Source organism: Saccharopolyspora flava (genome assembly GCF_900116135.1).
Taxonomy (GTDB): Bacteria; Actinomycetota; Actinomycetes; order Mycobacteriales; family Pseudonocardiaceae; genus Saccharopolyspora; species Saccharopolyspora flava.
The window spans coordinates 40,002-65,972 of record NZ_FOZX01000012.1 but is presented as its reverse complement, the minus strand read 5'-3'; the positions used below and the strand labels follow the sequence as shown (position 1 = coordinate 65,972).

General features: G+C 71.1%; 23 protein-coding genes. 12 read left to right on the top strand and 11 right to left on the bottom strand.

The genetic code is table 11. The annotated features are described in order from the left end of the window. Positions 1 to 3: 3 nt before the first annotated feature. The 4 genes from BM424_RS25365 (at position 4) to BM424_RS28575 (ending at position 3,250) form a co-directional block, all read left to right on the top strand. Positions 4 to 936, top strand: a complete 933-nt coding sequence (locus BM424_RS25365) for an ABC transporter permease (protein ID WP_093422960.1) — start codon at positions 4 to 6, stop codon at positions 934 to 936. An 11-nt stretch (positions 937 to 947) separates the two neighbouring features. Next, positions 948 to 1,946, top strand: coding sequence for an ABC transporter ATP-binding protein (locus tag BM424_RS25360; protein ID WP_093422957.1), 999 nt, complete (start codon positions 948 to 950; stop codon positions 1,944 to 1,946). Beyond that, entirely contained in the window at positions 1,943 to 2,992 is a 1,050-nt protein-coding gene (locus BM424_RS25355; RefSeq protein ID WP_093422954.1) for an ABC transporter ATP-binding protein, read from the top strand. Before BM424_RS25360 ends, BM424_RS25355 begins: the two co-directional genes overlap by 4 nt. A gap of 78 nt (positions 2,993 to 3,070) precedes the next feature. Then, positions 3,071 to 3,250, top strand: a complete 180-nt coding sequence (locus BM424_RS28575; protein WP_139274159.1) for a hypothetical protein — start codon at positions 3,071 to 3,073, stop codon at positions 3,248 to 3,250. Positions 3,251 to 3,254: 4 nt separating this feature from the next. Here the strand turns inward: BM424_RS28575 and BM424_RS25350 are convergent, their stop codons facing one another. Then, complete coding sequence (locus BM424_RS25350; RefSeq protein WP_093422952.1) at positions 3,255 to 4,154, bottom strand: EamA family transporter; 900 nt, start codon at positions 4,152 to 4,154, stop codon at positions 3,255 to 3,257. Positions 4,155 to 4,226: 72 nt separating this feature from the next. Here BM424_RS25350 and BM424_RS25345 point away from each other — a divergent pair, with 72 nt between their 5' ends. Continuing rightward, positions 4,227 to 5,162: a LysR family transcriptional regulator gene (locus BM424_RS25345; RefSeq protein WP_093422949.1), complete on the top strand. Its 936-nt coding sequence runs from the start codon at positions 4,227 to 4,229 to the stop codon at positions 5,160 to 5,162. A gap of 96 nt (positions 5,163 to 5,258) precedes the next feature. On the opposite strand, the gene BM424_RS25340 is transcribed toward BM424_RS25345, so the two are convergent. Continuing rightward, complete coding sequence (locus BM424_RS25340) at positions 5,259 to 6,917, bottom strand: alpha-amylase family protein (RefSeq protein WP_093422946.1); 1,659 nt, start codon at positions 6,915 to 6,917, stop codon at positions 5,259 to 5,261. Continuing rightward, positions 6,914 to 7,123 (bottom strand): hypothetical protein, encoded by a 210-nt coding sequence (locus BM424_RS25335; protein WP_245776119.1) that lies wholly within the window; start codon positions 7,121 to 7,123, stop codon positions 6,914 to 6,916. The genes BM424_RS25340 and BM424_RS25335 overlap by 4 nt, the downstream gene beginning before the upstream one ends. Before the next feature lie 567 nt (positions 7,124 to 7,690). Here BM424_RS25335 and BM424_RS25330 point away from each other — a divergent pair. Then, positions 7,691 to 8,326, top strand: a complete 636-nt coding sequence (locus BM424_RS25330; RefSeq protein WP_093422941.1) for a DedA family protein — start codon at positions 7,691 to 7,693, stop codon at positions 8,324 to 8,326. Positions 8,327 to 8,380: 54 nt separating this feature from the next. Here the strand turns inward: BM424_RS25330 and leuA are convergent, their stop codons facing one another. Next, positions 8,381 to 10,174, bottom strand: coding sequence for a 2-isopropylmalate synthase (leuA, locus tag BM424_RS25325; RefSeq protein WP_093422939.1), 1,794 nt, complete (start codon positions 10,172 to 10,174; stop codon positions 8,381 to 8,383). Between the two features lie 252 nt (positions 10,175 to 10,426). On the opposite strand from leuA, the gene BM424_RS25320 reads away from it, so the two are divergent. Both BM424_RS25320 and BM424_RS25315 read left to right on the top strand, forming a co-directional pair. Continuing rightward, positions 10,427 to 10,777 carry a hypothetical protein gene (locus tag BM424_RS25320; protein WP_093422936.1) on the top strand — a complete coding sequence of 117 codons (351 nt, stop codon included), beginning with the start codon at positions 10,427 to 10,429 and terminating at the stop codon, positions 10,775 to 10,777. Positions 10,778 to 11,129: 352 nt separating this feature from the next. Further along, a complete protein-coding gene (locus BM424_RS25315; protein ID WP_093422933.1) occupies positions 11,130 to 12,941 on the top strand; it encodes an FUSC family protein in 1,812 nt (603 codons plus the stop codon). On the opposite strand, the gene BM424_RS25310 is transcribed toward BM424_RS25315, so the two are convergent. From BM424_RS25310 to BM424_RS25290, 5 genes are all read right to left on the bottom strand, one after another. Next, the gene (locus tag BM424_RS25310) at positions 12,942 to 14,084 is read right to left on the bottom strand and encodes an aminotransferase class V-fold PLP-dependent enzyme (RefSeq protein ID WP_093422931.1); all 1,143 of its coding nucleotides are present in this window, start codon (positions 14,082 to 14,084) and stop codon (positions 12,942 to 12,944) included. 165 nt (positions 14,085 to 14,249) lie between these two features. Continuing rightward, positions 14,250 to 14,873, bottom strand: coding sequence for a permease prefix domain 1-containing protein (locus BM424_RS25305; RefSeq protein ID WP_093422928.1), 624 nt, complete (start codon positions 14,871 to 14,873; stop codon positions 14,250 to 14,252). Further along, positions 14,870 to 15,202, bottom strand: a complete 333-nt coding sequence (locus BM424_RS25300; RefSeq protein ID WP_093423167.1) for a PadR family transcriptional regulator — start codon at positions 15,200 to 15,202, stop codon at positions 14,870 to 14,872. The genes BM424_RS25305 and BM424_RS25300 overlap by 4 nt, the downstream gene beginning before the upstream one ends. A 130-nt stretch (positions 15,203 to 15,332) precedes the next feature. Beyond that, positions 15,333 to 15,923, bottom strand: coding sequence for a nitroreductase family protein (locus tag BM424_RS25295; protein WP_093423165.1), 591 nt, complete (start codon positions 15,921 to 15,923; stop codon positions 15,333 to 15,335). A 28-nt stretch (positions 15,924 to 15,951) separates the two neighbouring features. Continuing rightward, on the bottom strand, positions 15,952 to 17,064 hold the full coding sequence (locus BM424_RS25290; RefSeq protein WP_139274158.1) for a mannosyltransferase family protein: 1,113 nt from the start codon (positions 17,062 to 17,064) through the stop codon (positions 15,952 to 15,954). Positions 17,065 to 17,470: 406 nt separating this feature from the next. On the opposite strand from BM424_RS25290, the gene BM424_RS25285 reads away from it, so the two are divergent. The 4 genes from BM424_RS25285 to BM424_RS25270 all read left to right on the top strand — a co-directional run bounded on the left by BM424_RS25285 (position 17,471) and on the right by BM424_RS25270 (position 22,052). Beyond that, the gene (locus BM424_RS25285) at positions 17,471 to 18,736 is read left to right on the top strand and encodes an aspartate kinase (RefSeq protein ID WP_093422923.1); all 1,266 of its coding nucleotides are present in this window, start codon (positions 17,471 to 17,473) and stop codon (positions 18,734 to 18,736) included. Continuing rightward, the gene (locus BM424_RS25280; protein ID WP_093422921.1) at positions 18,736 to 19,788 is read left to right on the top strand and encodes an aspartate-semialdehyde dehydrogenase; all 1,053 of its coding nucleotides are present in this window, start codon (positions 18,736 to 18,738) and stop codon (positions 19,786 to 19,788) included. Before BM424_RS25285 ends, BM424_RS25280 begins: the two co-directional genes overlap by 1 nt. A gap of 156 nt (positions 19,789 to 19,944) precedes the next feature. Beyond that, positions 19,945 to 20,523 (top strand): Uma2 family endonuclease, encoded by a 579-nt coding sequence (locus BM424_RS25275; RefSeq protein WP_093422918.1) that lies wholly within the window; start codon positions 19,945 to 19,947, stop codon positions 20,521 to 20,523. A gap of 56 nt (positions 20,524 to 20,579) precedes the next feature. Continuing rightward, a complete protein-coding gene (locus tag BM424_RS25270; protein ID WP_093422916.1) occupies positions 20,580 to 22,052 on the top strand; it encodes a gluconokinase in 1,473 nt (490 codons plus the stop codon). A gap of 13 nt (positions 22,053 to 22,065) precedes the next feature. On the opposite strand, the gene BM424_RS25265 is transcribed toward BM424_RS25270, so the two are convergent. Next, positions 22,066 to 24,141, bottom strand: coding sequence for a dynamin family protein (locus BM424_RS25265; protein WP_093422914.1), 2,076 nt, complete (start codon positions 24,139 to 24,141; stop codon positions 22,066 to 22,068). After that, a complete protein-coding gene (locus tag BM424_RS25260) occupies positions 24,138 to 25,958 on the bottom strand; it encodes a dynamin family protein (protein ID WP_245776118.1) in 1,821 nt (606 codons plus the stop codon). Before BM424_RS25260 ends, BM424_RS25265 begins: the two co-directional genes overlap by 4 nt. Between the last annotated feature and the right edge of the window lie 13 nt (positions 25,959 to 25,971).

The following is a 25,971-nucleotide window of genomic DNA, read 5'->3' as shown; positions in this document are numbered from 1 at the left end:
ACGATGGTGCTCAACACGCAGCGCAAGGACAAGCTCGACGCGCTGGCGGACACGGCCTCCGACGCCGGGGTCAGCCTCGCCGCGTCGGCGTGGCGGCGACTGCGCCGCAACCCGGTGTTCATCGTCGGCGGGATCGTCATCGTGGCGTTCGTGCTGTTGGCCCTGCTGGCGCCGGTGCTCGCCCCGCACGACCCGGCGCAGCGCCTGCTGGAATCCCAGGTCTCCCGGGCCGAGAACGCGATTCCGCCCGCGCAGCCCGGTTTTCCGCTCGGCGGTGACCAGTACGGCCGGGACCTGCTGTCGCGGTTGCTGCTCGGATCGCAGCAGACGCTGCTGGTGGCGGTGCTGGCCACGGTCATCGGGCTCGGCGGCGGGCTGGTGCTCGGCCTGCTCGCGGGCGCCTTCGGCGGCTGGGTGGACGCGGTGGTCATGCGCATCGCCGACGTGATGCTGTCGGTGCCGTCGCTGCTGCTGGCGGTGTCGATCGGCGCGCTGTTCGCCGAGCAGACCCAGTTCACCGTGATCCTGGCGGTGGCGATCGTGCAGATCCCCATCTTCGGGCGGTTGTTGCGCGGCACGATGCTGGCCCAGCGGGCCAGCGACCACGTGCTGGCGGCGCGGGCGCTCGGGGTGAAGGAGAGCGCGATCGTGTTCCGGCACATGCTGCCGAACGCGCTGGGCCCGGTGATCGTGCAGGCCACGCTGGTGCTGGCGGTGGCGATCATCGACGCGGCGGCGCTGTCGTTCCTCGGGCTGGGCGCGGCTGACGACTCGGTGCCCGAGTGGGGGCAGATGCTCGGCGGCGCGCAGAACATCATCGACTCGCACCCGCAGCTGGCGTTCTGGCCGGCCGGGTGCATCATCCTGGTCGCTTTCGGGTTCACGCTGGTCGGCGAGTCGCTGCGCGACGCGCTCGACCCGAAGCGGCGCCGGTGAGGGAGAGGGCAATGGCACTGCTGGAAGTTCGCGATCTCTCCGTGGTCTTCGCCCGCAAGGGCGAGCCGCCGGTGACCGCGGTGGACGGGATCTCCTTCGACGTCGAGCCGGGCAGGACGGTCGGCCTGGTCGGCGAGTCCGGCTGCGGCAAGTCGGTGACCTCGCTGGCGATCATGGGCCTGCTGCCGCCGCGCGGCGCGGAGGTGTCGGGGTCGGTGACCTTCGACGGCACGGATCTGCTGTCGCTGCCGAGGAAGGAGCTCGAGGCGCGGCGCGGCAAGGACCTGAGCATGGTGTTCCAGGACCCGCTGACCTCGCTGAACCCGGTGGTGCCCATCGGGTTGCAGGTCTCCGAGGTCATCGAGCGGCACCGGGGCCTGCCCCGCAAGGAGGCGATGCCGGAGGCCGAGGAGCTGCTGCGCAAGGTCGGCATCCCGGACCCGGGGCGGCGGCTGAAGGAGTACCCGCACCAGCTCTCCGGCGGGATGCGGCAGCGGGCGCTGATCGCGATGGCGCTGGCCTGCAAGCCGCGGCTGCTCATCGCCGACGAGCCGACGACGGCGCTGGACGTGACGATCCAGGCGCAGATCCTGCAGCTGCTGTCGGACCTGGTGGCCGAGACCGACACCGCGCTGATCATGATCACGCACGATCTCGGCGTGGTGGCGGGGTTGTGCGACGAGGTGAACGTGCTCTACGGCGGTCGCGTGGTGGAGCGGGCGGCGCGGCACGAGCTGTTCGCCCGTCCCAAGCACCCCTACACGGCCGGCCTGCTGGCCTCGATCCCGCGGTTGGATTCACCTCGCGGGCAACGCCTTTCGCCGATCGCGGGGTCGGTGGCCGACAACATCCCGTGGGACACCGGGTGCGCGTTCTGCCCGCGCTGCCCGAACGCGATCGAGGTGTGCGAGCGGGAGACGCCCGAGGTCAGCGTCGACGCGTCCGGGCGATTCCTGCGCTGCCACAACCCGGTCCGCGAGCCGATCTCGAACAGCATGGAGGCGTCATGAGCGAGGACGTGCTCGTCGACCTCGACGACGTGAAGGTGCACTTCCCCATCAAGAAGGGGGTCGTGCTGGATCGGACCGTGGGGCACGTCTACGCCGTCGACGGCGTCTCGCTGACGATCCACCGCGGTGAGACCTACGGTCTCGTCGGCGAATCCGGGTGCGGGAAGTCGACTCTGGGACGCGCGGTGCTGCGGCTGGAGAAGCCCACCGGCGGGAAGGTCGTCTTCGACGGCACCGACCTGTCCGGCATGAAGGGCGAGAAGCTGCGCCGGATGCGGCAGCGGATGCAGATGGTCTTCCAGGACCCGCTGTCCTCGCTCGACCCGCGCCAGTCGGTGGAATCGCTGCTGGTGGAGGGGATGCGGGCGCACGGCCTCGCCGGTGACAAGCGAGCCACGGACGAGCGGCTGCGGGAGCTGCTCGACGCGGTGGGCCTGCCGGCGACCGCGCTGCGCAAGTACCCGCACGAGTTCTCCGGCGGTCAGCGGCAGCGCATCGGCATCGCCCGCGCGCTGTCGGTCGGCCCGGACCTGGTGGTGGCCGACGAGCCGGTGTCGGCGCTGGACGTGTCGGTGCAGGCGCAGGTGCTCAACCTGCTGGAGGACCTGCAGGAGGAGTTCGGGCTGACCTACCTGGTCATCGCGCACGACCTCGCGGTGGTGCGGCACATCGCCGACCGGGTCGGGGTGATGTACCTGGGCGGCATCGTCGAGGAGTCCACATCGGACTCGTTGTACGCGGAGCCGCTGCACCCGTACTCGAAGGCGCTGCTGTCGGCGGTGCCGGTGCCGGACCCGCAGGTCGAGGACGGCCGCGAGCAGATCCTGCTCACCGGCGACCTGCCCTCGCCCGCGAACCCGCCGACCGGCTGCCGGTTCCACACCCGCTGCCCGTGGCGGCAGGCCGAGCGCTGCGACACCGAACGCCCCCAGCTGCGGGAGCTCGCACCGGGGCACCGGGTGGCCTGCCACTTCGCCGAGCAGATCCGCGACGGCGAGATCCAGCCGCACGCGGTGTCCGCGGAGGAGGCCGTCGCCACGGCTTGAGGACCAGGGGTTTCCCGCGAACCGTTTCCCCCGCGGCCGATGTCCACTTAGGATGCTCCGCTGGGGAAGGGAGGTCGCGTGTTGCGGTACAGCAGTGCGCTCCGCTGTTCGGCCTGCGAGCAGCGGGCGATCCTGGAGCGAGCCGTGGCGGCCAAGCTGGTCGCCGAGTCCCACCGGGCGCTGGTGCTCTTCGACTGCCCGGTCGGCAACGGCGTCCACGTCAAGAACCCCGCCTTCGAGAAGAGCCCCACGGCCTGAGGACTCACACCGGCGCGGGTTCCGGTTCCGGTTGTCGCCGGGTGATCCGCATGCTGCCCAGCAGCACCCCGGCGACGACCACCGCGCCCGCAGCCAGCTCGAACGGGTGCGGCTGCTCGCCGAGGAACAGCCACGCCGTGCTGAACCCGACGACCGGCACGAGCAGCGAGAACGGCGCGACCGTGCTGGCCGGGTAGCGGCCGAGCAGCGTCGTCCACAGCCCCGAGCCGATGACCGTGGCCAGCAGCGAGGTGTAGGCCAGGCCGCTGAGCGCGGCGAGTCCGGTGGGGGAGTCCAGCACTCCGGCGAGCGCGCTCCACCCGGTCGTCGGTCCCTCGAACAGGGCTGAGGCGGCGAACATCGGGACCGGCGGCACGATCGCGATCCACAGCGACAGGTGCAGCGGGTTCGGCGCCTCGGCCTTCCGGCTGCACAGGTTGCCCAGCGCCCAGGAGAACGCGCCGCACAGGGTGATCAGCATCGGCAGCAGCGTCGCGGTCTGCGCGCGGTGGAAGCCGATGGCGATCATGCCCAGCACCGCGGTGGTGATGCCCAGGACCTGCACCGGAGTGAGCTTCTCCCGCAGCAGCAGCGCGCCGAGCAGCACGGTGAACGGCGCCGAGCTCTGCTGCACCAGGGACGCCAGGCCGGTGGGCATGCCGATCTTCATCGCGACGAACAGGAACGCGAACTGCAGGGTCCCGAAGAACAGGCCGTAGCCGATCAGCCAGCGCCACCGGACCTGCGGGAACGGGACGAAGAACAGGATCGGCAGCAGCACCGCGAAGCGCAGTCCGGCGAAGAAGAACGGCGGGAAGTGCCCCAGCCCCTGATCGAGCGCGATGAAGTTGCCGCCCCAGAGGACTGCGACGACCACCGCCAGCAGGCGATCTCGTGCGGTCATACCGATCAGCCTGCGGTCCGCGTTTGTGAAGCACAAGCAACACCATCCGCAAGTACTCTGTAGGATTCCTCTATGGACGTTCGCAGGCTGAGACTCCTGCGGGAGCTGGCCGATCGCGGCACGGTCACCGCGGTCGCCCAGGCGCTGTCCTACACGCCGTCGTCGGTGTCGCAGCAGATCCGGGCGCTGCAGGCCGAGGTCGGGGTGCGGCTGACCGAGCCCGCCGGCCGGGGCCTGCGGCTCACCGACGCCGGGTGGGCGCTGGCCACCCGTGCCGACGAGGTGCTGGCCGCCCTGGACCGGGCGGACGCGGAGCTGGACACCTACCGCTCCACACCGCGCGGGATCGTGCGGCTGGCGATGTTCCCCTCGGCCGCGTTCCTGCTGCTCCCGGGCCTGCTGCGGCGGATCGCCGAGCACCCGAAGGTGCGGTTGGAGGCGCGCGACATCGACATGGTGCCCTCCGAGGTGACCCGGCTGACGGCGGATTTCGATCTCGTCGTCACGCACCGGGACGATCAGGCGGAGCCGCACGACGGCGAGCGGGTGGCGGTCACGCCGCTGCTGCGCGAACCGCTGGACGTGGCGATGCCGCCAGGACATCCGCTGGCCGGACGGGAGCGGGTGGAGCTCACCGAGCTGGTCGGGGAGCCGTGGTTGAGCGTGGACATCGGGTTCCCGGTCGACGACGTGCTGCGCTCGCTGGCGGTGCGCACCGGCGTGCGGCCGCAGGTGGTGCAGCGGATCAACGACTTCCGGGTCACCGAGGCGCTCGTCGCCGCAGGTCACGGCATCGCGCTGCTGCCGCGCTACACGGTCGACAGCGCGCACCTGGTGATGCGCCCGCTGGCCGGGGTCCGCGCGGGCCGCAACATCGAGGTCGTCTCCCGCAAGGGGGCCACCGAACGTCCCGCGGTCCAGGTCGCTCTCGACGCCCTCACCGCGGAGGCGCGTTCTCGGACCGGGGACGGTTTTCATGAAAACTGTCCCGACACCATCACGAGGTGATCGGAGGACCTACCGGTGCGTTCTCCGCGGCCCAGTGGCCTGAGCCTCGGGCAGGGGACAGTTTTAGTGAGAACTGTCCGGACAAAACGGACATGATCATGGGGTGATTCGAGGAAAAACTGTCCCCTGGCGAGGTGCGTTCTCCGCGGCCCAGCGGCAGATCGCGGCCAGCTCCTCGGAGTGCTCGGCGAGGGTGTCGTCGACGACGCCGACGACGGGGACGTGTCCCTCCCGCGCGACGTCGGGTGGCCTGGGGATGAAGCCCTTCTCGTGCACCCCGGTGCTGCCCGGGCCCGGGGTGCCTTCGGCGAGGTGGCCGGTGGTGCGGGCGTAGCGCGTGAGCACGCGGGGTTTGCGCAGGTCGCGGTCGGTGCCGAACCACTGCTGGCTGAGCGGGAACAGGCCGCTGAGCGCGTCCCACCAGCCCTCGGCCGCCAGCACCAGGCCGGGGTGGCGGCGGTGCAGCTCGGCGACCAGCAGCCGGTATCCGTCGAACACGTCGTGCCGCGGATCGTCGAAGTAGTAGCCGAGGGTGTCCAGGAACGCCGCGTCCACCCCGAACTCGTCCACGATCGCCGAGATCGACTCCACCAGGTGCGCGCGGAACCCCGGCTCGCCCGGGTTGAGGAACACCTGGTCGCCCTCGCCGGAGCGGTCGGAGTCCCAGTCGGGCCGGTTGAGCAGTTCCGCGTAGCGGTCGGTGTCGTTGCGCATCACCGCCCGCTCCCAGTCCGGGTACTGGACGACGTTGGCGCCGTGCCCGCCGAACATCGGCATCAACCGGAACCCCAGCTCGCGGGCGGTGCGGACGAGCTCCGCGAACCCCTCGTCGCCGCCGAGGTCGGGTCCGGGCCGGTAGCGCGGGTAGGCGTAGTAGTAGCGGCCCTCCCAGCCGGGCAGGTAGGCCAGCACCCGGTGCGGGTCGATGTGCCGGGAGACGAACCGGAGGGCCTCGCTCATCTGCGAGAACGTGTTGAACACGTACCCGGTCCAGTGCTGGCCGTGCAGCGTGACGACCAGCGCGACGTCGCGCAGCCAGTCCGGCACGTCCTGCCGCGACTCCCACGGCACGAGCCCGTGCGCCTGCTCGGTGAACCGCAGGTGCTCGTCCAGGTCGGCGTCGACGTCGGCGTCCGGCCGGAACCGGATCTCCGGGACGTGGCAGGTCGTCTCCCGCGCCGACGCGGCGGGCACGTGCACCAGCTCCACGATCGGTTCGGGGGAGTGAGGGGGCCGGTTGACGTGCAGGACGTGCCTGCGCACCTGCGGGTCGCGGACGCTGAGCGTCGAGCAGCGCGGCTCCTCGCCGACGGCGACCCACGGCGTCGCCCAGTCCGGGCTCGGGTGCTCCAGCTGGAACCGCTCGTGGTGGAGCTGCGAGCGGCCGGTGTTCGGCGCCCACCAGCCCTCGGCGAGCCGGTCGGCGGGCAGACCCCGCAGCAGCAGCTTGACGGCCTTGATCGGCTCGTCGTGGCGCGCGGTGATCGCCCAGGTCAGGACGCCGTCCTGGGTCCGGACCTCGACGTCGACCTCACCGGCGTCGACGGTCCGCTGCCGGCCGAGCGAGGCGTAGCCGGTGCGCACGCGCACGCGGTCGTCCTCGACGAGCGGGTCGGCGGGGCGGAGGCCGTAGCCGTTGGCGGTGGTGAACACCTGCACCGACCAGCGCAGTCCAGCGGTCGCGGGCGCCGAACCGGGCGCGGGGAAGAGCGGATCGCGGGGATCGAAGGAGAGGTCGGTGTCGATCAGGCTCATCCCGGCACCGCGTAGCCGATCGCCTTGTCCACGAGGTCGGCGAGCCCCTCGGCCTCGGCGGCCGTGAAGATCAGGGTGTCGCCGGGCGGGAGCACGATGCCGACGCGGTCGCCCATGACCAGCACGGTCACGTTCCCCTCGCCGCTCGTCGTGGCGCACTCCAAGCGCCACCGCAGCTTCTCCGTCGGATCTTCGGTCGGCCACATAGCCACATCACTGAACCGCGCAACCCCGGGAACATCAAGTCCCGTACACCGTTCGAGTGAGGGCCCCGAACGTCAGGCAAGCACCGAAGTGGCATACATAAGGAGCGGCGCACGGAGTCCACGGAAGCGCTCAGGTTCCGCTACCCGCACCGCCAAGCAAAGTGACCACGAACCAGAAAGAAAAAGAGAAGCGGCTTCGGGTGCCCCGACGTTGTCCCCCCGTCTTTCTCCCGGAGGCCGCTTCTCCTGATCTCGTTACCCCAGGGGTGACGCCTGATCCCCTGACATCCCCTCGACGTGCTTCCATCGTGCCGGTTCGGAGCGGGTCGCAATACCGACTTTGGTCGAGTGAATACCCCGATTTAGCGGGTGGTGATCGCGTGTTCCGGGTGGTCCGCCCGGCGCAACCGACCCCTAGCCCGTTCGGGGTGGTGCCGGTCCGCTGTGTCCTGTTGCCGCTGTTATGCCCGTGACCGGCGTTTTTCCGCCACCCCGCGCCCGGCGGCACCCGGGTTCGGGTCCGTACCCTTGGCGGCAGCCGAACTGCTCCTGTCCCGACCAGAACGGATGTCCATGATCGAGTGGCTCAACACGATCCCCGCCGGGGTGATCTACCTCATCGTCGCCGGGATCATCGGACTGGAGAGCGTCGGCATCCCGCTACCCGGTGAGATCCTGCTGGTCAGCGCGGGTGTGGCGGCCTCTCACGGGGTGATCAACCCGGTGCTGCTGGGCACCTTCGCGGCGCTCGGGGCGATCGTGGGCGACTCGATCGGCTACGCCATCGGCAAGCGCTTCGGCCGTCGGCTGCTGACCTGGCTGGGCACCAAGCTGCCCAGGCACTTCGGTCCCAAGCCGCTGGCGCAGGCGGAGGGGTTGTTCGAGCGCTGGGGCGCGTGGACGGTCTTCGGCGGCCGGTTCGTGGCGCTGCTGCGGATCCTGGCCGGGCCGCTGGCCGGCAGCCTCGGCATGCCGTACCGGAAGTTCCTGCTGGCCAACGCCGCGGGCGGGATCGCGTGGGCGGGTCTGGTGACGGCTCTGTCGTACGCGTTCGGCCTGGTGGCGGGGCAGTGGTTCCACCGGTTCTCGTGGATCGGCCTGGTCGTGGCGGTCGTGTTCGCCTGGTGGAGCACCCGCGTCATCCAGAAGCGCGTGGAGCGCGCCGAGAAGAACCAGGAAGAACCGGAACCGGCCCAGAGCTGAGACAACAACACCCCCGGCGCCCGAGGGCACCGGGGGTGTCGTGTCTCGTCAGGTTCAGCGGGAGGCGCGGTTGGCGGCCGAGACGACCGCCCGCAGCATCGCCGCGATGGTGGAGGTGTCCACGCCGACGCCCCAGAACACGTTCTCGCCCACCGCGCACTCCAGGTAGGCCGCGGCGCGCGCGTCGTCGCCCGCGGTCAGCGCGTGCTGGTGGTAGTCCAGGACCCGGATGTCGTAGCCGACGGTGGTCAGCGCGTCGACGAACGCCGAGACGGGGCCGTTGCCGCGCCCGGTGATCTGCCGCTCGTCGCCGTCCACCACGACAGTGGCCGTGATCGTCTCGTCGCCGGCCTCACCGGAGGAGCTCTGCCGGACGAGCTTCAGCGGCGCGTCGGCCTCCAGGTACTCGGCGGAGAACGCGGTCCACATCGCGGCCGGGCTGACCTCGCCGCCCTCGTCGTCGGTGTGGGCCTGGACCGCCTTGGAGAACTCGATCTGCAGCTTGCGCGGCAGCTCCAGCTGGTGCTCGGTCTTCATCACGTACGCCACGCCGCCCTTGCCGGACTGCGAGTTGACCCGGATGACGGCCTCGTAGCTGCGGCCCACGTCCTTGGGGTCGATCGGCAGGTACGGGACCTCCCACGGGTGGTCGTCGACGTCGACGCCGGCCTTCTCGGCCTCGGCGCGCACCGCGTTCAGGCCCTTGTTGATGGCGTCCTGGTGGCTGCCGGAGAACGCGGTGTAGACGAGCTCGCCGCCCCACGGGTGCCGCTCGGGGACCGGCAGCTGGTTGCAGTGCTCGACGGTGCGCTTGACGTAGTCGATGTCGGAGAAGTCGATCTGCGGGTCGATGCCCTGGCTGAACAGGTTCATGCCCAGCGCGACCAGGTCGACGTTGCCGGTGCGCTCGCCGTTGCCGAACAGGCAGCCCTCGATGCGGTCGGCGCCGGCCTGGTAGCCCAGCTCGGCGGCGGCGATGCCGGTGCCGCGGTCGTTGTGCGGGTGCAGCGACAGGATCACCGAGTCGCGGCGGGCCAGGTTGCGGTGCATCCACTCGATGGAGTCCGCGTAGACGTTCGGGGTGGCCATCTCGACGGTCGCGGGCAGGTTCAGGATGACCGGCTTGTCCGGGGTGGGCTGCCAGATCTCGGTGACCGCGTCGCAGACCTCGACGGCGTAGGCCAGCTCGGTGCCGGTGTAGGACTCCGGCGAGTACTGGAAGCGGAAGTCGGTGTCCGGGTACTTGCCCGCCAGCTCCAGGGCCAGCTCGGCGCCCATCTTGGCGATCTTCTTGATGCCCTCGCGCTCCTCGCGGAACACCACGCGGCGCTGCAGGATCGACGTCGAGTTGTAGATGTGGACGATGGCCTTCTGGGCGCCTTCGAGGGCCTGGAAGGTGCGCTCGATCAGCTCCGGGCGGCACTGGGTCAGCACCTGGATGCGCACGTCGGAGGGGATGGCGCCGTCCTCGATGATCTCGCGGACGAAGTCGAAGTCGGTCTGGCTGGCGGCCGGGAAGCCGACCTCGATCTCCTTGTAGCCCATCTGCACCAGCAGGTCGAACATGCGGCGCTTGCGCGCGGGCGACATCGGGTCGATCAGCGCCTGGTTGCCGTCGCGCAGGTCGACGGCGCACCACAGCGGGGCCTGGGTGATCCGCTTGTCCGGCCAGGTGCGGTCGGGCAGGGATACGTCCTCGACCAGCTCGTGGAACGGCTTGTAGCGGTGGAACGGCATCGAGCTGCCCTGCTGCGGGTTCCACGACGGCTGTCCGGCGGGCGCGGGCTTGGACGGCTTGCGCACTCGACCGGCGAAGGGGGCCTGCGCGTCGGGGGTGTTGCTGCTCATCAGAGAGGTTCTCCTGGTCGCTTACCGGTTCACGGGCTTGAGGTGAGACCGGCGCGTTCGTACCCCGCGACGAGGGGCCGGTCTAGGAGACCCCGTCGCGGCGGCGAAGCAGGAGAACGCGAGCCACGGGCCCAGGCTAACCGCATCAGGGGCCCGCAGTGCAAGCGGCCGTTCCAGATGCTGGGAGATCGGGGGCGCGGGGAACGTGAACGGCACTCCCGGAACGGGCGGGTCTCGTGCCACACTGATCTCGTGACCGAGGACGTTCGTGCGGGGGCCCGCGAGGGCGGTGTGCGGCGCGCTGACCTGCGACGCGGGTGGGGGCGCTTCGTCGACGTGCTGATCCGGCTGGTCCGCTGGGCCGGCCTGGTGTGCGCGGCGCTGCTGGCGATCCATGTGATCCTCACCATCGGCAGCGCGAATCCGGACAACGGGATCACCCGGTTCGTCTCCGCTGCGGCCGATCCGCTGGCGCTCGGGTTCCAGGACCTGTTCACCCCGGCCGATCCGCAGCTGGCCGTCCTGCTCAACTACGGCATCGCCGCTCTCTTCTGGCTCGTCATCACCTCGATGGCCACCAAGATCCTCGCCGCCCTCCGCTGACCGTGGGAGGGGACAGTTTTCATGAAAACTGTCCCGACCCGTGGTCGTCGAAGTTTTCATGAAAACTTCCCCCACCCCACGGGAGCGGGTCCACGGTGGAGGTTCTCGAGGTGTGTCCTGACCTCGGTCGATCGTTTTCCCGGGTGCAGTTTTCATGAAAACTTCGCGTTCTCGGGGGTGGGGAGGTTTTCATGAAAACTTCCCCACCCTCAGAACCTTCGGGTGTGACGGACACCGTGGTGTGATTCGGGTGGTGGACGCGGGGGTGTGATCGCTCGGGCTGGGAGGATCGGGGTGTACCCCCGGTCGCTCGGCGTGGAGCGCAGGCCCCGGCGACCCGAAGGGATGGCGGTTGAGCACCGGCGCGCTCCCGAGACTCGAAACCCCTCCGTGGCTGCGGCACATGCTGCGCCCGATCAACATCCCGACCGACTGGACCCGCGTGGCCGCGGCCGCCGCAGGCGTCGGCGTCCCGCAGGTCCTCGGCCTGCTCACCGGGGCCGTCGACGAGGCCGTGCTGGCCTCGGTCGGGGCGCTGTGCGCGAGCTTCTCCGACGTCACCGGCTCCTACCGGTTCCGGCTGCGGCGCCTGCTGATCGCCGCGGCGCTCGGCGCGATCGGCTTCGCCGCCGGAGCCGCCGCGCCCGACCCGCTGTGGGCGGTGGTCGCGGTGCTGGCCGTGTCGGTGCCGTCGGTGCTCAGCAGCAGGCTGGGGGAGCTGTGGGCCTCCGGCGGCGCGCACATGCTGACCTTCTGCGTGGTCGCCACCGGCCAGCGCTCGCAGGTGCTGCCGGTGCCCGAGCAGGTCGGGTGGTTCCTCGCCGGAGAGCTGCTGGTCGTGGCGCTGGCGGCGGCGACGTGGCCGCTGCGCGGCACGGCCCCGGCCCGCGACGCCGTCGCCGACGTCTTCACCGCGATCCTGGCGATGCTGGGGCCGGGCGACACGGCGTCCGCGCGGCAGCGGCTCACCCGGTCCCTGAACACCGCGCACGACGTGCTGATCGGCGGCGCGTCGATGTCGCGCAGCCGCGTCCGCGACCGCCTCTACCTCGTGCACCTGCGCGCGACGCCGGTGGTGGAGGCGGCGGTGTCGGTCGCGCACGCCGGGCTGACCCCCTCGACCCGGACCCGCGCGGCCCTGGCCGAGCTGGCCCGCTGCATCCGCACCGGCGACACCCCGCCGCGCTTCGCACCGGGCGAGCACGAGTCCGGGCTGCTCGCGGCGCTGGACGAGGGCATCGCGGATCTCGTCGACGCCCTCCGCGAGGCCAAGCGCCCTTCCGCGCCGGGTGCGCAGCGGCAGCGGCCGAGCATCGGCGCCACGACCTGGCTGCTGGCGCTGCGGATGCTGCTGTGCCTGGCGCTGGCGGAGGTGTTCGGGCTGGTCGCGGGCCTGGACCAGGGGTACTGGATCGCGTTGACGGTCGCGCTGGTGCTGCGCCCCAACTCGGGCTCGGTGTTCGCCCGCACGGTGCTGCGCGCGCTCGGCACGATCCTCGGCGTGCTGGTGGCGTGGGCCCTGCTGGCGCTGCTGCCCGGGGGCTGGCTGCTGGTGCCGTTCATCGTCGTCCTGGCCGCGAAGCTGCCGGTGGCGCTGAGCAGGCACTACGGTCTGTTCAGCGCGGTGGTGACGGCGCTGGTGCTGCTGCAGATGAGCCAGCAGCAGCAGTTCTACCCGGCGGCGCGGCTGCTGGACACCTTGATCGGCTGCGCGATCGTGCTGGTGGTGGGGTTCGCGCTGCGCGGGATGCGCACCGGCCCGTCGCTGCGGGACGGCGTCGCCGACGCCGTCGAGTCGGTCGCCGACTACGTGTCCCGGTCGCTGGCGGGCGCCGAGCACGGCCGGTCCGCGCTGCGCCGCCGCACCTACCGGCAGCTCGCCGACCTGCGCTCGAGGCTGCAGCAGCTGCTGATGAACCCGTCCCACCACGGCGAGGCGGAGGCCTGGTGGCCGACCATCGCCGTCCTGGAGCGGGTCGTCGACGCCGCCACCGAGCAGGCGGTCCGGGCGGGCGAGGCCGACCTGCAGCAGGCGCAGCTGCTGGTCTCGGAGATGCGCACGCTCAACCGCAGGCTCCGCGCCGACCCCGAGGTCGCCCCGCAGGCGCTGCGCGCCGACCTCGACGCGATCCACCAGCACCTCGCCACCGCGGGACGAGGCTGATCAGCGGATCTCGTGCAGGGTGGCGTGCAGGCGCTCCGCCGCGTGCCAGACGTCGACGTAGGACAGCCAGGCCGGGGCGAAGTTGAAGCGCAGCAGGTCCGGCTCGGCGTACTCGACGAGCACGCTGCGGTCCGACAGCAGGTCCGCGATGCGCTGCGCCTGCTCGTGCCGGAGGCACACCTGCGCCCGTCGGCGGGTGTCCGGCGTGCGCACCTCCACCGTGGCGTCGTCGCAGAACTCGCCGACGCGCTCCAGGAACAGCTCGACCAGGCCCGTCGTCTTCGCCGCGAGCGCGCTCCCCGGGACGCCGTCGAGGATGGCCAGCACGTCGCGCAGCTCGGTCGCCGCGAGCGTCGCGGCCGGTCCGGCGAAGCCCTCCGCCAGCGGGTGCCGCAGGCCCCCGGTCGGGGAGAGCTCCAGGTGCCGCTCGGCGACGAAGCCGAACGACGGCGCGGTCGCGCTGCCACCCAGGTACTTGTGCCCGCAGCCGATCGCGAAGTCCGCGTCCCAGCGGTGCAGGTCGACGTCCAGCGCTCCGGCCGAGTGGCTGAGGTCCCACAGGGTCAGCGCGCCGCGGCGGTGGATCTCGGCGGTGATCGATTCAGCGTCGCGGACCGCGCCGGAGCGCAGGTCCACGTGCGAGAGGGCGACCACCGCGACCTGGTCGACGTCCAGCGCGTTCAGGCCGTCGACGCCGTCGATGAGCTGCAGCCGCCCGCCGATGTGATCGGCGGCGGACTGGGCGAGGCAGCGGTCGGTGGCGAAGCAGTCGCGTCCCACGGCCAGGACCGGCCGCCCGGGGCGCAGCTTCGCGGCCGCGACCAGCGCCTTGAACAGGTTGATCGAGGTCGATTCGGCGACGGTGAGCTCGCCGGCGGCCGCGCCGACCAGCGGGGCCAGCGCGTCGGCCGTCAGCCGCGCCTCGCGCCGCCAGTCCGACTCGCCGGAGGTGCGACCGCTGCGCGGTTCCCAGCGGTGCTGGACGAACCGGCGCAGTCGCGCGGGTGACGTGCGCGGCATGGGGCCGCCGCTGTGGCCGTCCACGCGGATGACTCCGGGGACGAGGTCGTAGCGCAGGCGCAGTCCAGCGAGCGCGTCGGCGTCATCAAGCGCTTCCGCGGTCGTTCTGATACTCGTCCACACGAGTGAAGTCATACCGCATCGGGGAACGGCATGTAACCGAACTGGTGATCAATTGCGGAAAATTGCTCCGGCCGTAGTGCTCCTGGGTGAGAGATCTGGTCCGATCACCAGGGCATCGGGCGGCGCGGCCGGGCGGTCCGGGAATTCTGGGAATTCACCGGTCGTTCATTCGGCCTGCGCCGCGCACTCCCGGCACACCTTGGCCGAGTACGCCAGGGCGAAGTGCGCCGCGACGGTGACCGCGGCGAGGAGCAGCAGCAGCGGCCAGTTCTCCGCCGGCGGCAGCGTCGTGGCCAGGCCGATCGAGGCCAGCGGCATCGCGATGCTGGCGGCGGTGCCGGTCCAGCCCAGCACCAGCGGCAGCCTGCCCGGCACCGCGAGACGACGGGTGATGAGCAGCGCCGCGCAGCCCACGATCGCGGCGGTGCCGGCGACGGCGGCGAGCAGCTGCGCGGTCTCCGACGTCGGGGCGCTCTGGTCGCGGCCGATGGTGGCGGCCAGCCGCCAGCCGCCGAGCAGCACCGGCACCGTCACCAGCAGCGCGAACGCGGTGTGCCGGGTCTGGGCCACGGTGAGCTCCCGCTGGCAGCTGGGCGCGACCTCGGCGGGCGTGCCGAACTCGCGCACCGCGTCCTGCACGGCCTGCTCCGGCGGCGAGCCCGCGTCGGTGCGCGCGGCGACGGTGTCGGTGAGGCCGTCGCGGATCTCCTGGACCATGCGGGCCTTGACCCGCGCCGGTCCGCGCAGCTCGGCGGCGAGTTCGGCCGCGTACTCGTCGATGGCGTTCACGCTGGGCTCCTGGGGTTGAGCACTGCGCTGATCGCGGCGGTGAACTCCCGCCAGTCAGCGCGTTCCCCGGCCAGACTGCGCCGTCCGGCGTCGGTGAGCCGGTAGCAACGCCGACGGCGTCGCGCACCGACGGCTTCCCAGCTGCTGGCGAGCAGGCCGAGGCGTTCGAGGCGTTTGAGCGCGGGGTAGATCGTGCCGGTGCGCAGGTCGAGCGCGCCACCGCTGCGGTTGAGCACCGAGGTGATGATCGCGTAGCCGTGCAGCGGGCCGGCTTCGAGCACGGCGAGCAGCAGTCCGTCCAGGTGCCCTCGCACCGCGTCCGCCTTCATGCGGCTCACCATATCGGGTGAGCGGGCGGTCTCGATCGGTCTTGTGACGCCCCTGACCTCGGACGATCCCCCGTGGTCCCGGGGGGTGGGGGGAAGTTTTCATGAAAACTTCCCCCCACCCACGAGACCGTCAGAACAGGGGTGTGCCCCAGGTGTCGGTGAAGACGAGGTCGGCGAGGGGGTGCCGGGCGCGGGGGCGGAGTTCCTTCTCGACCAGGCGGTCCGGCATCCCGTCGAGGTCCCCGAGCTCGCCGACGGCGATCGCGACCAGCGGCTCGAAGTCGTCCGGGATCGCGAACTCGACGCGGGCCGCCTCGCGGTCGAAGCCCGCCATCTGGTGGGCGTGGAAACCTTCCGCGACCGCCTGCAGGACCAGGTTCTCGGTGGCCAGCCCGAGCCCGTACTCGCCGTAGGGCATCGGTTCGCCCTCGTCGTTGACCGACCGCGCGACGCCGATCGCCAGCGCCGCCGCGTCGCCCGCCCAGCTCTTGTTGCCCCGCGACAGGGTGCCGTGGATGCGGTCGAAGGTCGGTTCGCCGCGGCGGGCCGCGATGAACCGCGCCGGCTGGGTGTTGCCCCAGGACGGCGCCCAGCGGGCCGCCTCGAACAGCGCGGTGAACTGCTCGTCGCCGATGGTCGCCGACGGGTTCAGCGCGCGCGGGCTCCAGCGCGTCGCCAGCAGCGGGTGCAGCGGGACGGACGAGTCCGCGGTCTTGTCCAGTTCGGTCACCGAAACCTCCCGAGGGTGCTCAGATGGCGTACTGCCAGGCGGTCAGCGAGTAGGCCCCCAGCCAGGAGCCGAAGAAGACCAGCAGCAGCGCCGTCGTCGCGGCGGTGGCCGGGCGCCGCTTGCTCAGGCCGATCGCGACCGGGATGAGCAGCGGGAACGCCGGCAACATCAACCGCACCTTCGAGTACATCAGGCCGTCCGAGCCCAGGTCCAGCACCAGCACGGCCGCGGCGAACAGCACCAGCGGCCACGGCAGCCGGTGCCACAGGCACAGCGCCATCAGGACCAGCGCGGTCAGGACCACCCAGACGGTGAAGGTCTCGAACACCGACTTGTCCTCGGTGAGCGCTTCGACGACGAACTGCGCGGTCGTCGCGCCACCGTCGAAGGCCGAGCTCCAGCCGCGCGCCTGGAGCTCGAAGTAACCGTTGAGCTTGCCGGTCTGCGCCCCGACCCAGCCGATGTAGACGATCATGCCGAGCGGTGCGAGCAGCATCGCCAGCCACGGCCGCCAGGAGTCCCGGCGCTGCACGATGGAGATCACCGCGGCCAGCCCGATCACCCCGACCAGCGCGGCGGCGGTCGGCCGGATCAGCCCGGCGGCAGCGCAGCACAGCCCGGCCAGCGGCCAGTTGCGCTCGACGACGCCGATGAGCGCCCAGATCGACAGCGCGCAGAACAGCGCTTCGGAGTAGGCCATCGACAGCACCACCGACATCGGCGCCGCCGCGAACAGCACGACCAGCAGCAGCCCCACCCGCCGGGAGCCGCCGAGCCGCTCACCGAGCCGCGCGAGGCCGTAGGCGGCGAAGACGCCGCAGACCAGGCTGGCGGTGATCGCCGCGCCGATGGTCGACACGCCGGGGATCGCCGCGATGGCCATGATGAGCAGCGGATATCCGGGGAAGAACGCGAGCGGAGTCTCCGGGTACCGGTGTCCGAACCCGTCGACCATGCTGGGGTTCACGCCGCCGTAACCGTGGGCGGCGATCTCGGTGTACCACTGCCCGTCCCAGGAGTTCAGGTTGTCCAGCAGCGACTCGTCGTGCACCGCCGACAACCAGGCCAGGACCAGCAGTCCCACCAGCCGGATTGCGAGGTAGACCACAGCCGGGGTCAGCGCGATGATCATCCGGCGTTGCCGCGGTGTGCCGAGCCGTGCTCCGGCGGTCGGGCGGAATGTCCGCTGTTTCCGCTGCGTAGCCGCAGTGTTTCCGGTATCCCCCAGGGGTGGTTCCAGCGCGCCCTGCGTGGTGGACAACCCTACGCTCCGCTCTTGTCGACAATCGCGTCCCACAGAGTAGACGTGACGTTCGTGATTGGGGTTCACCCCCGGTGGTCGGTAGGCTAGTCCGGCAGCGGAGCGACCTGGTAGAAGGCCGTTTCGGCCGGGATCGGCCGACGCTGCCTCCGCCCGGTCGCGGGGCGGAGGACGCACCTGCGAAACCGGGTGCGCCACTGCTCTTCGTCCACCCGGTGTCAGTGCGGGGAAACCCCGTGCCCGGGACGGCCGCAGCGGTCGAGGAGGTTTGTTTCACGTGGCGCTCGTCGTCCAGAAGTACGGCGGTTCCTCACTCGAGAGTGCTGATCGCATCAAACGGGTCGCCGAACGCATCGTCGAGACCCGCAAAGCGGGCAACGACGTCGTGGTCGTCTGCTCCGCGATGGGTGACACCACTGACGAGCTGCTCGACCTCGCCAAACAGGTCAACCCGGCGCCGCCGGAGCGGGAACTCGACATGCTGCTGACCGCGGGAGAGCGGATCTCCAACGCGCTGGTCGCGATGGCCGTCGAGTCGCTCGGCGTGGAAGCCCAGTCGTTCACCGGCTCGCAGGCCGGCATGATCACCACGTCGGCGCACCAGAACGCGCGCATCGTCGACGTCACCCCGGGACGCATCCAGGAGGCCCTGGCCGAGGGCCAGGTGGCGCTCGTCGCCGGGTTCCAGGGCGTCTCGCAGGACACCAAGGACATCACCACGCTCGGACGCGGCGGTTCGGACACCACCGCGGTCGCGGTCGCCGCCGCCATGAACGCCGACGTGTGCGAGATCTACACCGACGTCGACGGCGTCTACACGGCGGATCCGCGCATCGTGCCCGACGCCAAGCACCTCGAGCACATCACCTACGAGGAGATGCTCGAGATGGCCGCCACCGGCGCGAAGGTGCTGCACCTGCGCGCGGTGGAGTACGCCCGCCGCTACGGCGTGCCGCTGCACGTCCGCTCGTCTTACTCGCCCAAGCCCGGCACGACAGTGTCCGGTTCAGTGGAGGACCTTTCCGTGGAACAGGCGATGATCACCGGCGTCTCGCACGACCGGTCGGAGGCCAAGGTCACCGTGCGCGGTGTGCCGGACAACCCGGGCGTCGCGGGCCGCATCTTCCGCGTGGTCGCCGACGCCGAGATCGACATCGACATGGTGCTGCAGAACGTCTCCGGCACCGCGTCCGGCAAGACCGACATCACCTTCACGGTGGCGCGCAGCAACGGCGCGGTGGCCGTGGCCGAGCTGGAGAAGATCTCCGCGGAGGTCGGCTTCGAGGAGGTCGTCTACGACGACCAGGTCGGCAAGGTCTCGCTGGTCGGCGCGGGCATGCGCTCGCACCCGGGCGTGACGGCGACCTTCTGCGAGGCGCTGTTCAACGCCGGCGTCAACATCGACATCATCAACACCTCGGAGATCCGCATCTCGGTGCTGATCCAGGACACCCAGCTCGACACCGCGGTGAGCGCGCTGCACAACGCCTTCGAGCTGGGCGGCGACGAGGAAGCGGTCGTGTACGCGGGGAGTGGTCGCTGATGGCACCCACGCTCGCGATCGTCGGCGCCACCGGCGCCGTCGGAACCGTCATGATCGACATCATCAACAACCGGGACTCGGTGCCGTGGGGCGAGATCCGGCTGATCGCCTCCGCGCGGTCGGCGGGCAAGAAGATCACCGTGCGCGGCGAGGAGCGCACCGTGGTCGCCCTGGCCCCGGAGGCCTTCGACGGCGTGGACATCGCGCTGTTCGACGTGCCGGACGAGATCTCCGCCGAGTGGGCCCCGGTGGCCGCCTCGCGCGGAGCCGTCGCGGTCGACAACTCCGGCGCGTTCCGGATGGACCCCGAGGTGCCGCTGGTGGTGCCCGAGGTCAACCCGGAGAAGGTGCACGAGCGCCCCAAGGGCATCATCGCCAACCCGAACTGCACCACGCTGTCGATGATGGCGGCGCTGGGCGCGCTGCACCGCGAGTTCGGCCTGCGCGAACTGGTCGTCTCCTCCTACCAGGCCGCTTCCGGCGCTGGTCAGGAAGGCATCGACCGGCTCTACGCGGAGCTGGAAGCGGTGGCGGGCAAGCAGGTCGGCGTTCGCGGCGGTGACGTCGCCGAGGCGCTGGCCGCGGCCGGGCTGTCCGCCGAGACGCCGTTCAAGGCACCGCTGGCGCTCAACGTCGTCCCGTGGGCGGGTTCCCGCAAGGACGACGGCTGGACCTCCGAGGAGCTCAAGGTCCGCAACGAGTCCCGCAAGATCCTGGGCATCCCGGAGCTGAAGGTCTCGGCGACCTGCGTCCGCGTGCCGGTGCTGACCACGCACTCGCTGGCGGTGCACGCCACCTTCGAGCGCGAGGTCTCGGTGGAGCAGGCGCACAAGCTCTTCTCCGAGCAGCCGACGATCGTGCTGGACGACGACCACGACAACGGCGTGTTCCCGACCCCGGCGGCCGTCGTCGGCGCCGACCCGACCCACGTCGGTCGCGTCCGCCAGGCGCTGGACTTCCCGAACACGCTGGACTTCTTCGTCTGCGGCGACAACCTCCGCAAGGGCGCGGCCCTCAACACCTACGAGATCGCCGAAACCCTCGCCAAGTGACCTGATCACTTCCGCCGACAAGGGCGCCCGTTCTCCCTGGCCACAGGGGGTGGGCGCCCTTATTGTTGCGGTGCGGTGGATTCAAGAACCACTCGAACGTGCGTTTGTCCTTCGTGGAGCTTGGAGCGCGTGATCGGCGCGGCTATTAGTGGAGGCATGTCCGTGATGACCTGGCCCGACCACCTGATGACCTTGGCGGAGTTCGACGAACTCCCCGAGGACAACTCGCGGCGCTACGAGCTCCAGGAAGGCGTCCTCCAAGTGACCCCGAAAGCCGCTGGCTTCCACCAGTTCGTACTCACCCGACTTTCTGCTGTGCTCGATCGGATTCTGCCCGAGGGCTGGGCGACGGTCAGCGAGCCTGAAGTCGTGATCCAGCAGACCTACCCGCCAACGATCCGGATTCCGGACGTCATCGTGCTGGGCTTGGACCGGGTTCTGGAGAAGCCGGTCAGGTATCACGCGCAGGACGTCGCGCTCGCCGTCGAGGTGCTGTCCCCCGGTTCGAAGCGCGTGGACAATCTCGTCAAGCGCGCCGAGTACGCCGAGGCCGGGATTCCGTTCTACTGGATCCTGGACATCGCCGACCATCCGAGGCTCATCGCTCAACGCTTGGTCGACGGCGTCTACAAGGAGGACTTCAACGGCACGGGGGTGTTCATGACCGGGGAGCCGTTCGACCTGCGGATCGATCTTGATTCGCTGGCGACGCGGATCGTGCCGAAGCGGACGTGATTCCGGGCACCATGCCTGGGCTGAGCTGCTGCGATGGCGGCGGATAGGTTCGTGGCATGAGTTCTGTCCCGGTCGTGCTGGGTGTCGACCTCGGCACCACTGCAACCAAGGTCGTCGCCGCGGGCACCGATGCCCGGGTCCTGCACACCACCGAGCGCGGATACCCGCTGCGCACGGACGAGCCGGGTGAGGCCACCCAGGACGCCGCCCAGGTGCTCGAGGCCGCGATCGGGGCGCTGGCCGAGTGCGCGACGTGGGCCCGGGAGCAGGGCCACGAGGTCGCCGGGCTGTCGTTCAGCAGCGCGATGCACACCCTGGTCGGGCTGGACTCCCGGGGCGTACCGGCGACGCCCGCGTTCAACTGGGCCGACACCCGCGCCGCCGAGGTCGCCGCCCGGTTGCGGGCCGAGCCCGGGACGGCCTCCGCGCTGCACCGCGCGACCGGAACCCCCGTGCACACCCAGTCGGTCATGGTGAAGCTGGCCTGGCTGACCTCGGGCGGGGCCGACATCGGTGCCGTCGAACGCTGGTGCGCGCTCAAGGATTTCGTGGTCACCGCTTTCACCGGCGAGTTCGTCACCGAGCACTCGCTGAGCTCCGGCAGCGGACTGCAGGACATGCGCACGCTGCGCTGGCACGAGCCCGCGCTGGAGGTCGCCGGCATCCGCGCCGAGCAGCTGCCCGAGCTCCGCGAGCCGACCGCGACCGTCCCGCTCGGCTCGCGGGTCGCCGAGGCCGCCGGGCTGCCGGTCGGCCTGCCCGTCGTGCTCGGCGGGGGAGACGGGCCGCTGGCGAACCTGGGCGTGGGCGCGGTGGCGCCGGGGGTGGCGGCGCTGTCGCTGGGAACCAGCGGTGCGCTGCGGGTGACCCGCGACGAGCCCGGCGTGGACGACCGCTGCCGCACCTTCAGCTACGCGCTGGCCGACGGCCTGTGGGTGATCGGCGGCGCGGTCAGCAACGGCGGTGTCGTCGGCCAGTGGGCCGCCGAGACGTTCGGCGTGGACGTCGCCGACCTGCTCGACGAGGCCGCCGCGGTCCCGGCCGGGGCGGACGGGCTGATGGCCCTGCCGTACCTGCTCGGCGAGCGCGCGCCCTGGTGGGAACCGGGCCTGACCGGTGCTTTCCTCGGGTTGCGCCGCTCGCACGGCCGCGCCGAGATGACCCGCGCGGTGATCGAGGGAGTCGCCCAGCAGCTCGCGCTGGTGCGCGACGCCGTCACCGACGCCGGTGCCGAGGTGCGCGCGGTCCGCGCCACCGGCGGCGGCTTCCGCAGCCGGGTCTGGGCCGAGACCATCGCCTCCGCGCTGAACATGGAGCTCGGCCTCGCCGAGGGCAGCGGTGGTTCAGGACTCGGCGCGGTCCTGCTGGCGTGGCGGGCGCTCGGCGAGATCGACTCCCTCGCCCACGCCGCGGAACTCGTCACGATCGACTCCCGTGCCACCCCGGACCCGGCGGCGGCCGACGTCCTCACCCGCCGCCGCCCGCTCGTCGACCAGCTCCACGAAACCCTCCGAGACCTCCCCCTGTAGCCCCCGCAGGAGGTCAGCCTCGGGAGTGGCGGCCTGAGGGGGTGGGGTCGACGTAGTGGCGGGACTCGTCCGGGTCCGGTTTGGCGTGGCTGCCGGTGGGTTGGTTGACGCTGGAGCGGGAGCGGGCCGGGCCCGGGTTCTCGCCCGGTTCCGGGGCTCGGCGCCGGCCGCCCGTGCTGGTGCCGACGTCGCGGAGGGCCCGGCGGCCCGTCGGGTGGTCGTGCTGCTGCAGGAACTGGGTGGCCGGGGTCCGGCTCGGGTCGTCGGCGCTGCGGGACGGCGTCGACCACTCGCCCTGGCGGGCTCGGTCCGCTTCGGCGGCCTGCCTGGCCTGCTCGGCTTCGGCGGCTTGGCGGGCTCGTTCGGCCTCGGCGGCCTGACGGGCTCGTTCGGCTTCCGCCGCTTGCCGGGCCTGCTCGGCCTGACGGGCTTGCTCGGCTTCGGCCGCCTGGCGAGCGCGTTCGGCCTCGGCGGCCTGGCGCGCCTGCTCCGCCTGCCTCGCCTGTTCGGCTTCCGCCGCGCGCCTGGCCTGCTCGGCCTCGGCCTGGGCTTGCGCCTGCGCTTGCTGCTGAGCCTGTTGCTGTGCCTGAGCCTGGGCCGCCTGCTGGGCGCGGTTGGGCTGCTGGGACTGGTTCTGGATCTGGTGCAGGATGACGCGTTCCGCGCTGCGCAGGACGGTGCGGACGGCGTCGCGGTGCGGCCGGTCCAGCAGCGGGTTGACGGTCTGCTCGCGCCAGCGGGACAGGGCCGCGGTGGCCTCGTCGGCGAGGTCGGTGGTCAGGGCGTTCTCGTCCAGGCCGAGCCGGGCGTGCGGCGACTGCCCCGAGGCGCCCAGCAGGCGCTTGGCCTCGGCCTGCAGCGGGCGGGCGAACCGGATCTGCCCCGAGTCCAGCGCGGAGAGCGTGCGCAGCTCGTTCCACTCGTGGGCGTTGCTGAGCACCCGCTCGAACTCGCCGAGCAGCTGCTGCACGCCGGGACGCGGGTTGGCGCGCAGCACCATGTCCACGGCCAGCAGCGCGGACCGGGCGCGCAGCGCGTCCTGGCGGTCCACGAACTGCGAGTGCAGCGTCTCCTGCAGGGTGTTGAGCCCGCTGGTCTCCAGCAGCTCCTTCTGCAGCTGCTGGGCGGTGGACGTGCCGCCGCGCAGCAGGTCCAGCGAGCGGGCGATGCCGTAGTGGCCGAAGCGCTCCAGCAGCCGCTGCCGGATCTCCGACGGGACCGCCTCCAGACCGGCCTTGATGAACCGCTCCGCCGACAGCAGCAGCGTCTCCCGGTCGGTGTCGGACAGCCGCGACAGGTAGGCGAGGATCTTGAAGTCGTCCTCGGTCATCGTCGACGCGGCCTGCCCGAGCAGCCCCACGACCGGGATGAAGTGCTGCGCGAAGGAGCTCAGCGTCGGATCGGTGCGGTAGCGCTCGGCGATCCGCTCGGCCGCGGCCAGCGCGTCGGTGCCGCCGTCGCCGGTCTCGTCGGCGCGGGAGAACGCGACGATGGTGTTGATCGGCACGCTGCGCGCGGTCTGCAGCTCGTTGACCGACTGCAGGAACTGCAGGTCCGTCTGCCGCGGGTAGCGGGTCAGGTAGAGCACGGCGTCGGACTCGGACAGGATCTGCGCGAGCGCGGACCGCCCGGTCTCCTGCACGGCCGCGGAGGCCACGCCCGGTGTCTCGATCAGCGTGATCGCTTCCAGCCCCGGGGTGGGGGATTCGATGACCAGCCGCGAGACCTCGTCCGGGCGCCAGTGCTGCAGGTCCCGGATCGTCGTCGAGTCCAGTGTGGACACGGGAACGTTCTGCACCGCGCCGTGCGGCGTGTGCACCAGGATCTTCGGCTCCGGCCCGTACTGGTAGAAGGTCGTGACCTGGGTGCGCTCCTCGGCGTCGGTCGGCGCCAGGTCGGTGCCGATCAGCGCGTTGATCAGCGTCGACTTGCCCGACTTCACCCGCCCGCTCACCGCGATCCGCAGCGGCTGGTCCAGCCGCTCCAGCCGGTCCCGCAGCCACGTCGAGGTGCGCGGGTCGTCCCGGTAGAAGGTCATCGTGCGCAGCAGCAGGCCCTTGGCCCGCTCCAGGAGTACGTCGGTGCTCATGCGGCGGTGATCCGGTTCTGCGTGAGCTGGGTGACCCGGCGGCGCAGCACCGTGATCTCCTCCAGCTTCTGCTTGATCTCCCGGGCGCGCTGGTCGCGGTCGACCGCGCTGCGCTCGGCGGAGCGCTTGATCGCCTGGATGGACTGGCTGATCTCCATCTGGGCGTCCTCGGTGATCCGGGTGAAGTGCCTGTGCAGCGCCTTGTGGATCGCGCGGATGGTGTCCTTCGAGTCCTTGTTGACCTGGAAGATCACCTGCTCGATGTGCCGCTGCACGTTGCTCTTGGCCTCGGTCTGGCGGCGGCGCAGCCGCATGTCCTTCTCTTCCTTGAGGCTCTTGGTGCCCAGCAGCACGCCCGCCGAGATCGACACGACGTTCATCAGCGGCAGCCCGGTCATCGAGGTGATGAGCCCGAACATGAGCACACCGCCGTAGGAACCGCGCAGACCCGTGAGGACCTGGTCGAAGTTCTTGTAGTCCGCGCCGGTCGGCAGCTTCGGCTGCGGCACCTCGTCGAGCGGGTCGGGCGCGTTCACCGGGTTGAGCTCGGGCGGCCGGCTCATCTGCTGCGGGGGCATCTGCTGGGCGACCATCTCGGCGAGCCGCTGCTGGCGCTGGTCCAGCCAGCCGAAGGTCTCGGTGATGGCGTCGGTGAGCCGCGCCTGCAGCCAGCGGGTGAAGTCGTCCCAGATCGGCACCGGGTCGGCGACCTCGAAGATCTCGTTGACCTCGTGCAGCACGGCCCAGGTGCGCTCGCGGAAGTCGTACTCGATGTCGGTGAACAGCTCGGAGATGCCGTCGTTGAGGGTCTTCTGCCAGTGCCCCGACATCCGCCGCAGGTCCTCGGCCCGGCGCTGCGCGGTCTCCAGCTCGACCAGCGTCTCGGCCGCGGTGCGCGGGTTCTGCGCGGCGAGCTCGGCGCGCAGCGAGTCGTTGATCTGGGTGAGCGCCTCGGAGACGTTGTGCGCCACCAGCCGTCGGGTGAACTGCTCGTGCTGACCGGCGAGCTCGGTCTGCAGGAACTCCAGCAGCTGCGGGAACCCGGACTCGGCGTTGAGGTTGGTGTTGCGGGCCTGCATGGCGCGCATCCGGATGTCGGCCGAGACCGGGAACAGCTTCGCGGAGATGCCCGCGTTGCTGAGGTGCTTGCGGTTGACCTCCAGGACCTTCCGCCAGTGCGGGGTCCGGTCGATCTTGGGCATGACGAGCGCGATGTTCGGGCACAGCGCGGTGGCCTGCTTGAGGAACGCGAGCTCGTTGGTCGTCAGCTCCTGCGTCGAATCGGACACCATGAGGAGCGCGTCGGCCTCGGCGACTACGGAGAGTGTCGTCGAGGTGAGGAACGATGAGACGCTCCCCACGCCCGGCGTGTCCATCAGCGCGAGACCGTTCTGGAGCACCGCTCGGGGGATGCCGATCTCGCCTCGCGTCACCGGACGGCCGTTCGCGGCGGCGCGCTCCATGTGCTCGCGGACCTGGTCGATCGGCACCGGCGTGCGGTCCAGGGCGATCGGGCCGTGCGCGGGCTCCTGCTCGATGAGCAGCGCGGTCGGCTCGTCCGCGTAGCGCACGAGCGTCGGCACGGTCGTGGTCACGTCGTCGCCCGACGGGCACACGGGGGCGTTCACGATGGCGTTGACCAGCGCTGACTTGCCCTGCTTGGACTCGCCGACGACCAGCACGAGCTGGGTCGGGTCGAGAACCCTGGTTCTGATCTGGCGCAGGCGTCCATGCAGATCGGCGCGCTGCTGCTCGGCGCACTCGGCAGTAGCGCGATCGATCAGTTCCACCAACGCCGTCTCGATCACGGCGGCCATTGTGTCGTGCCGC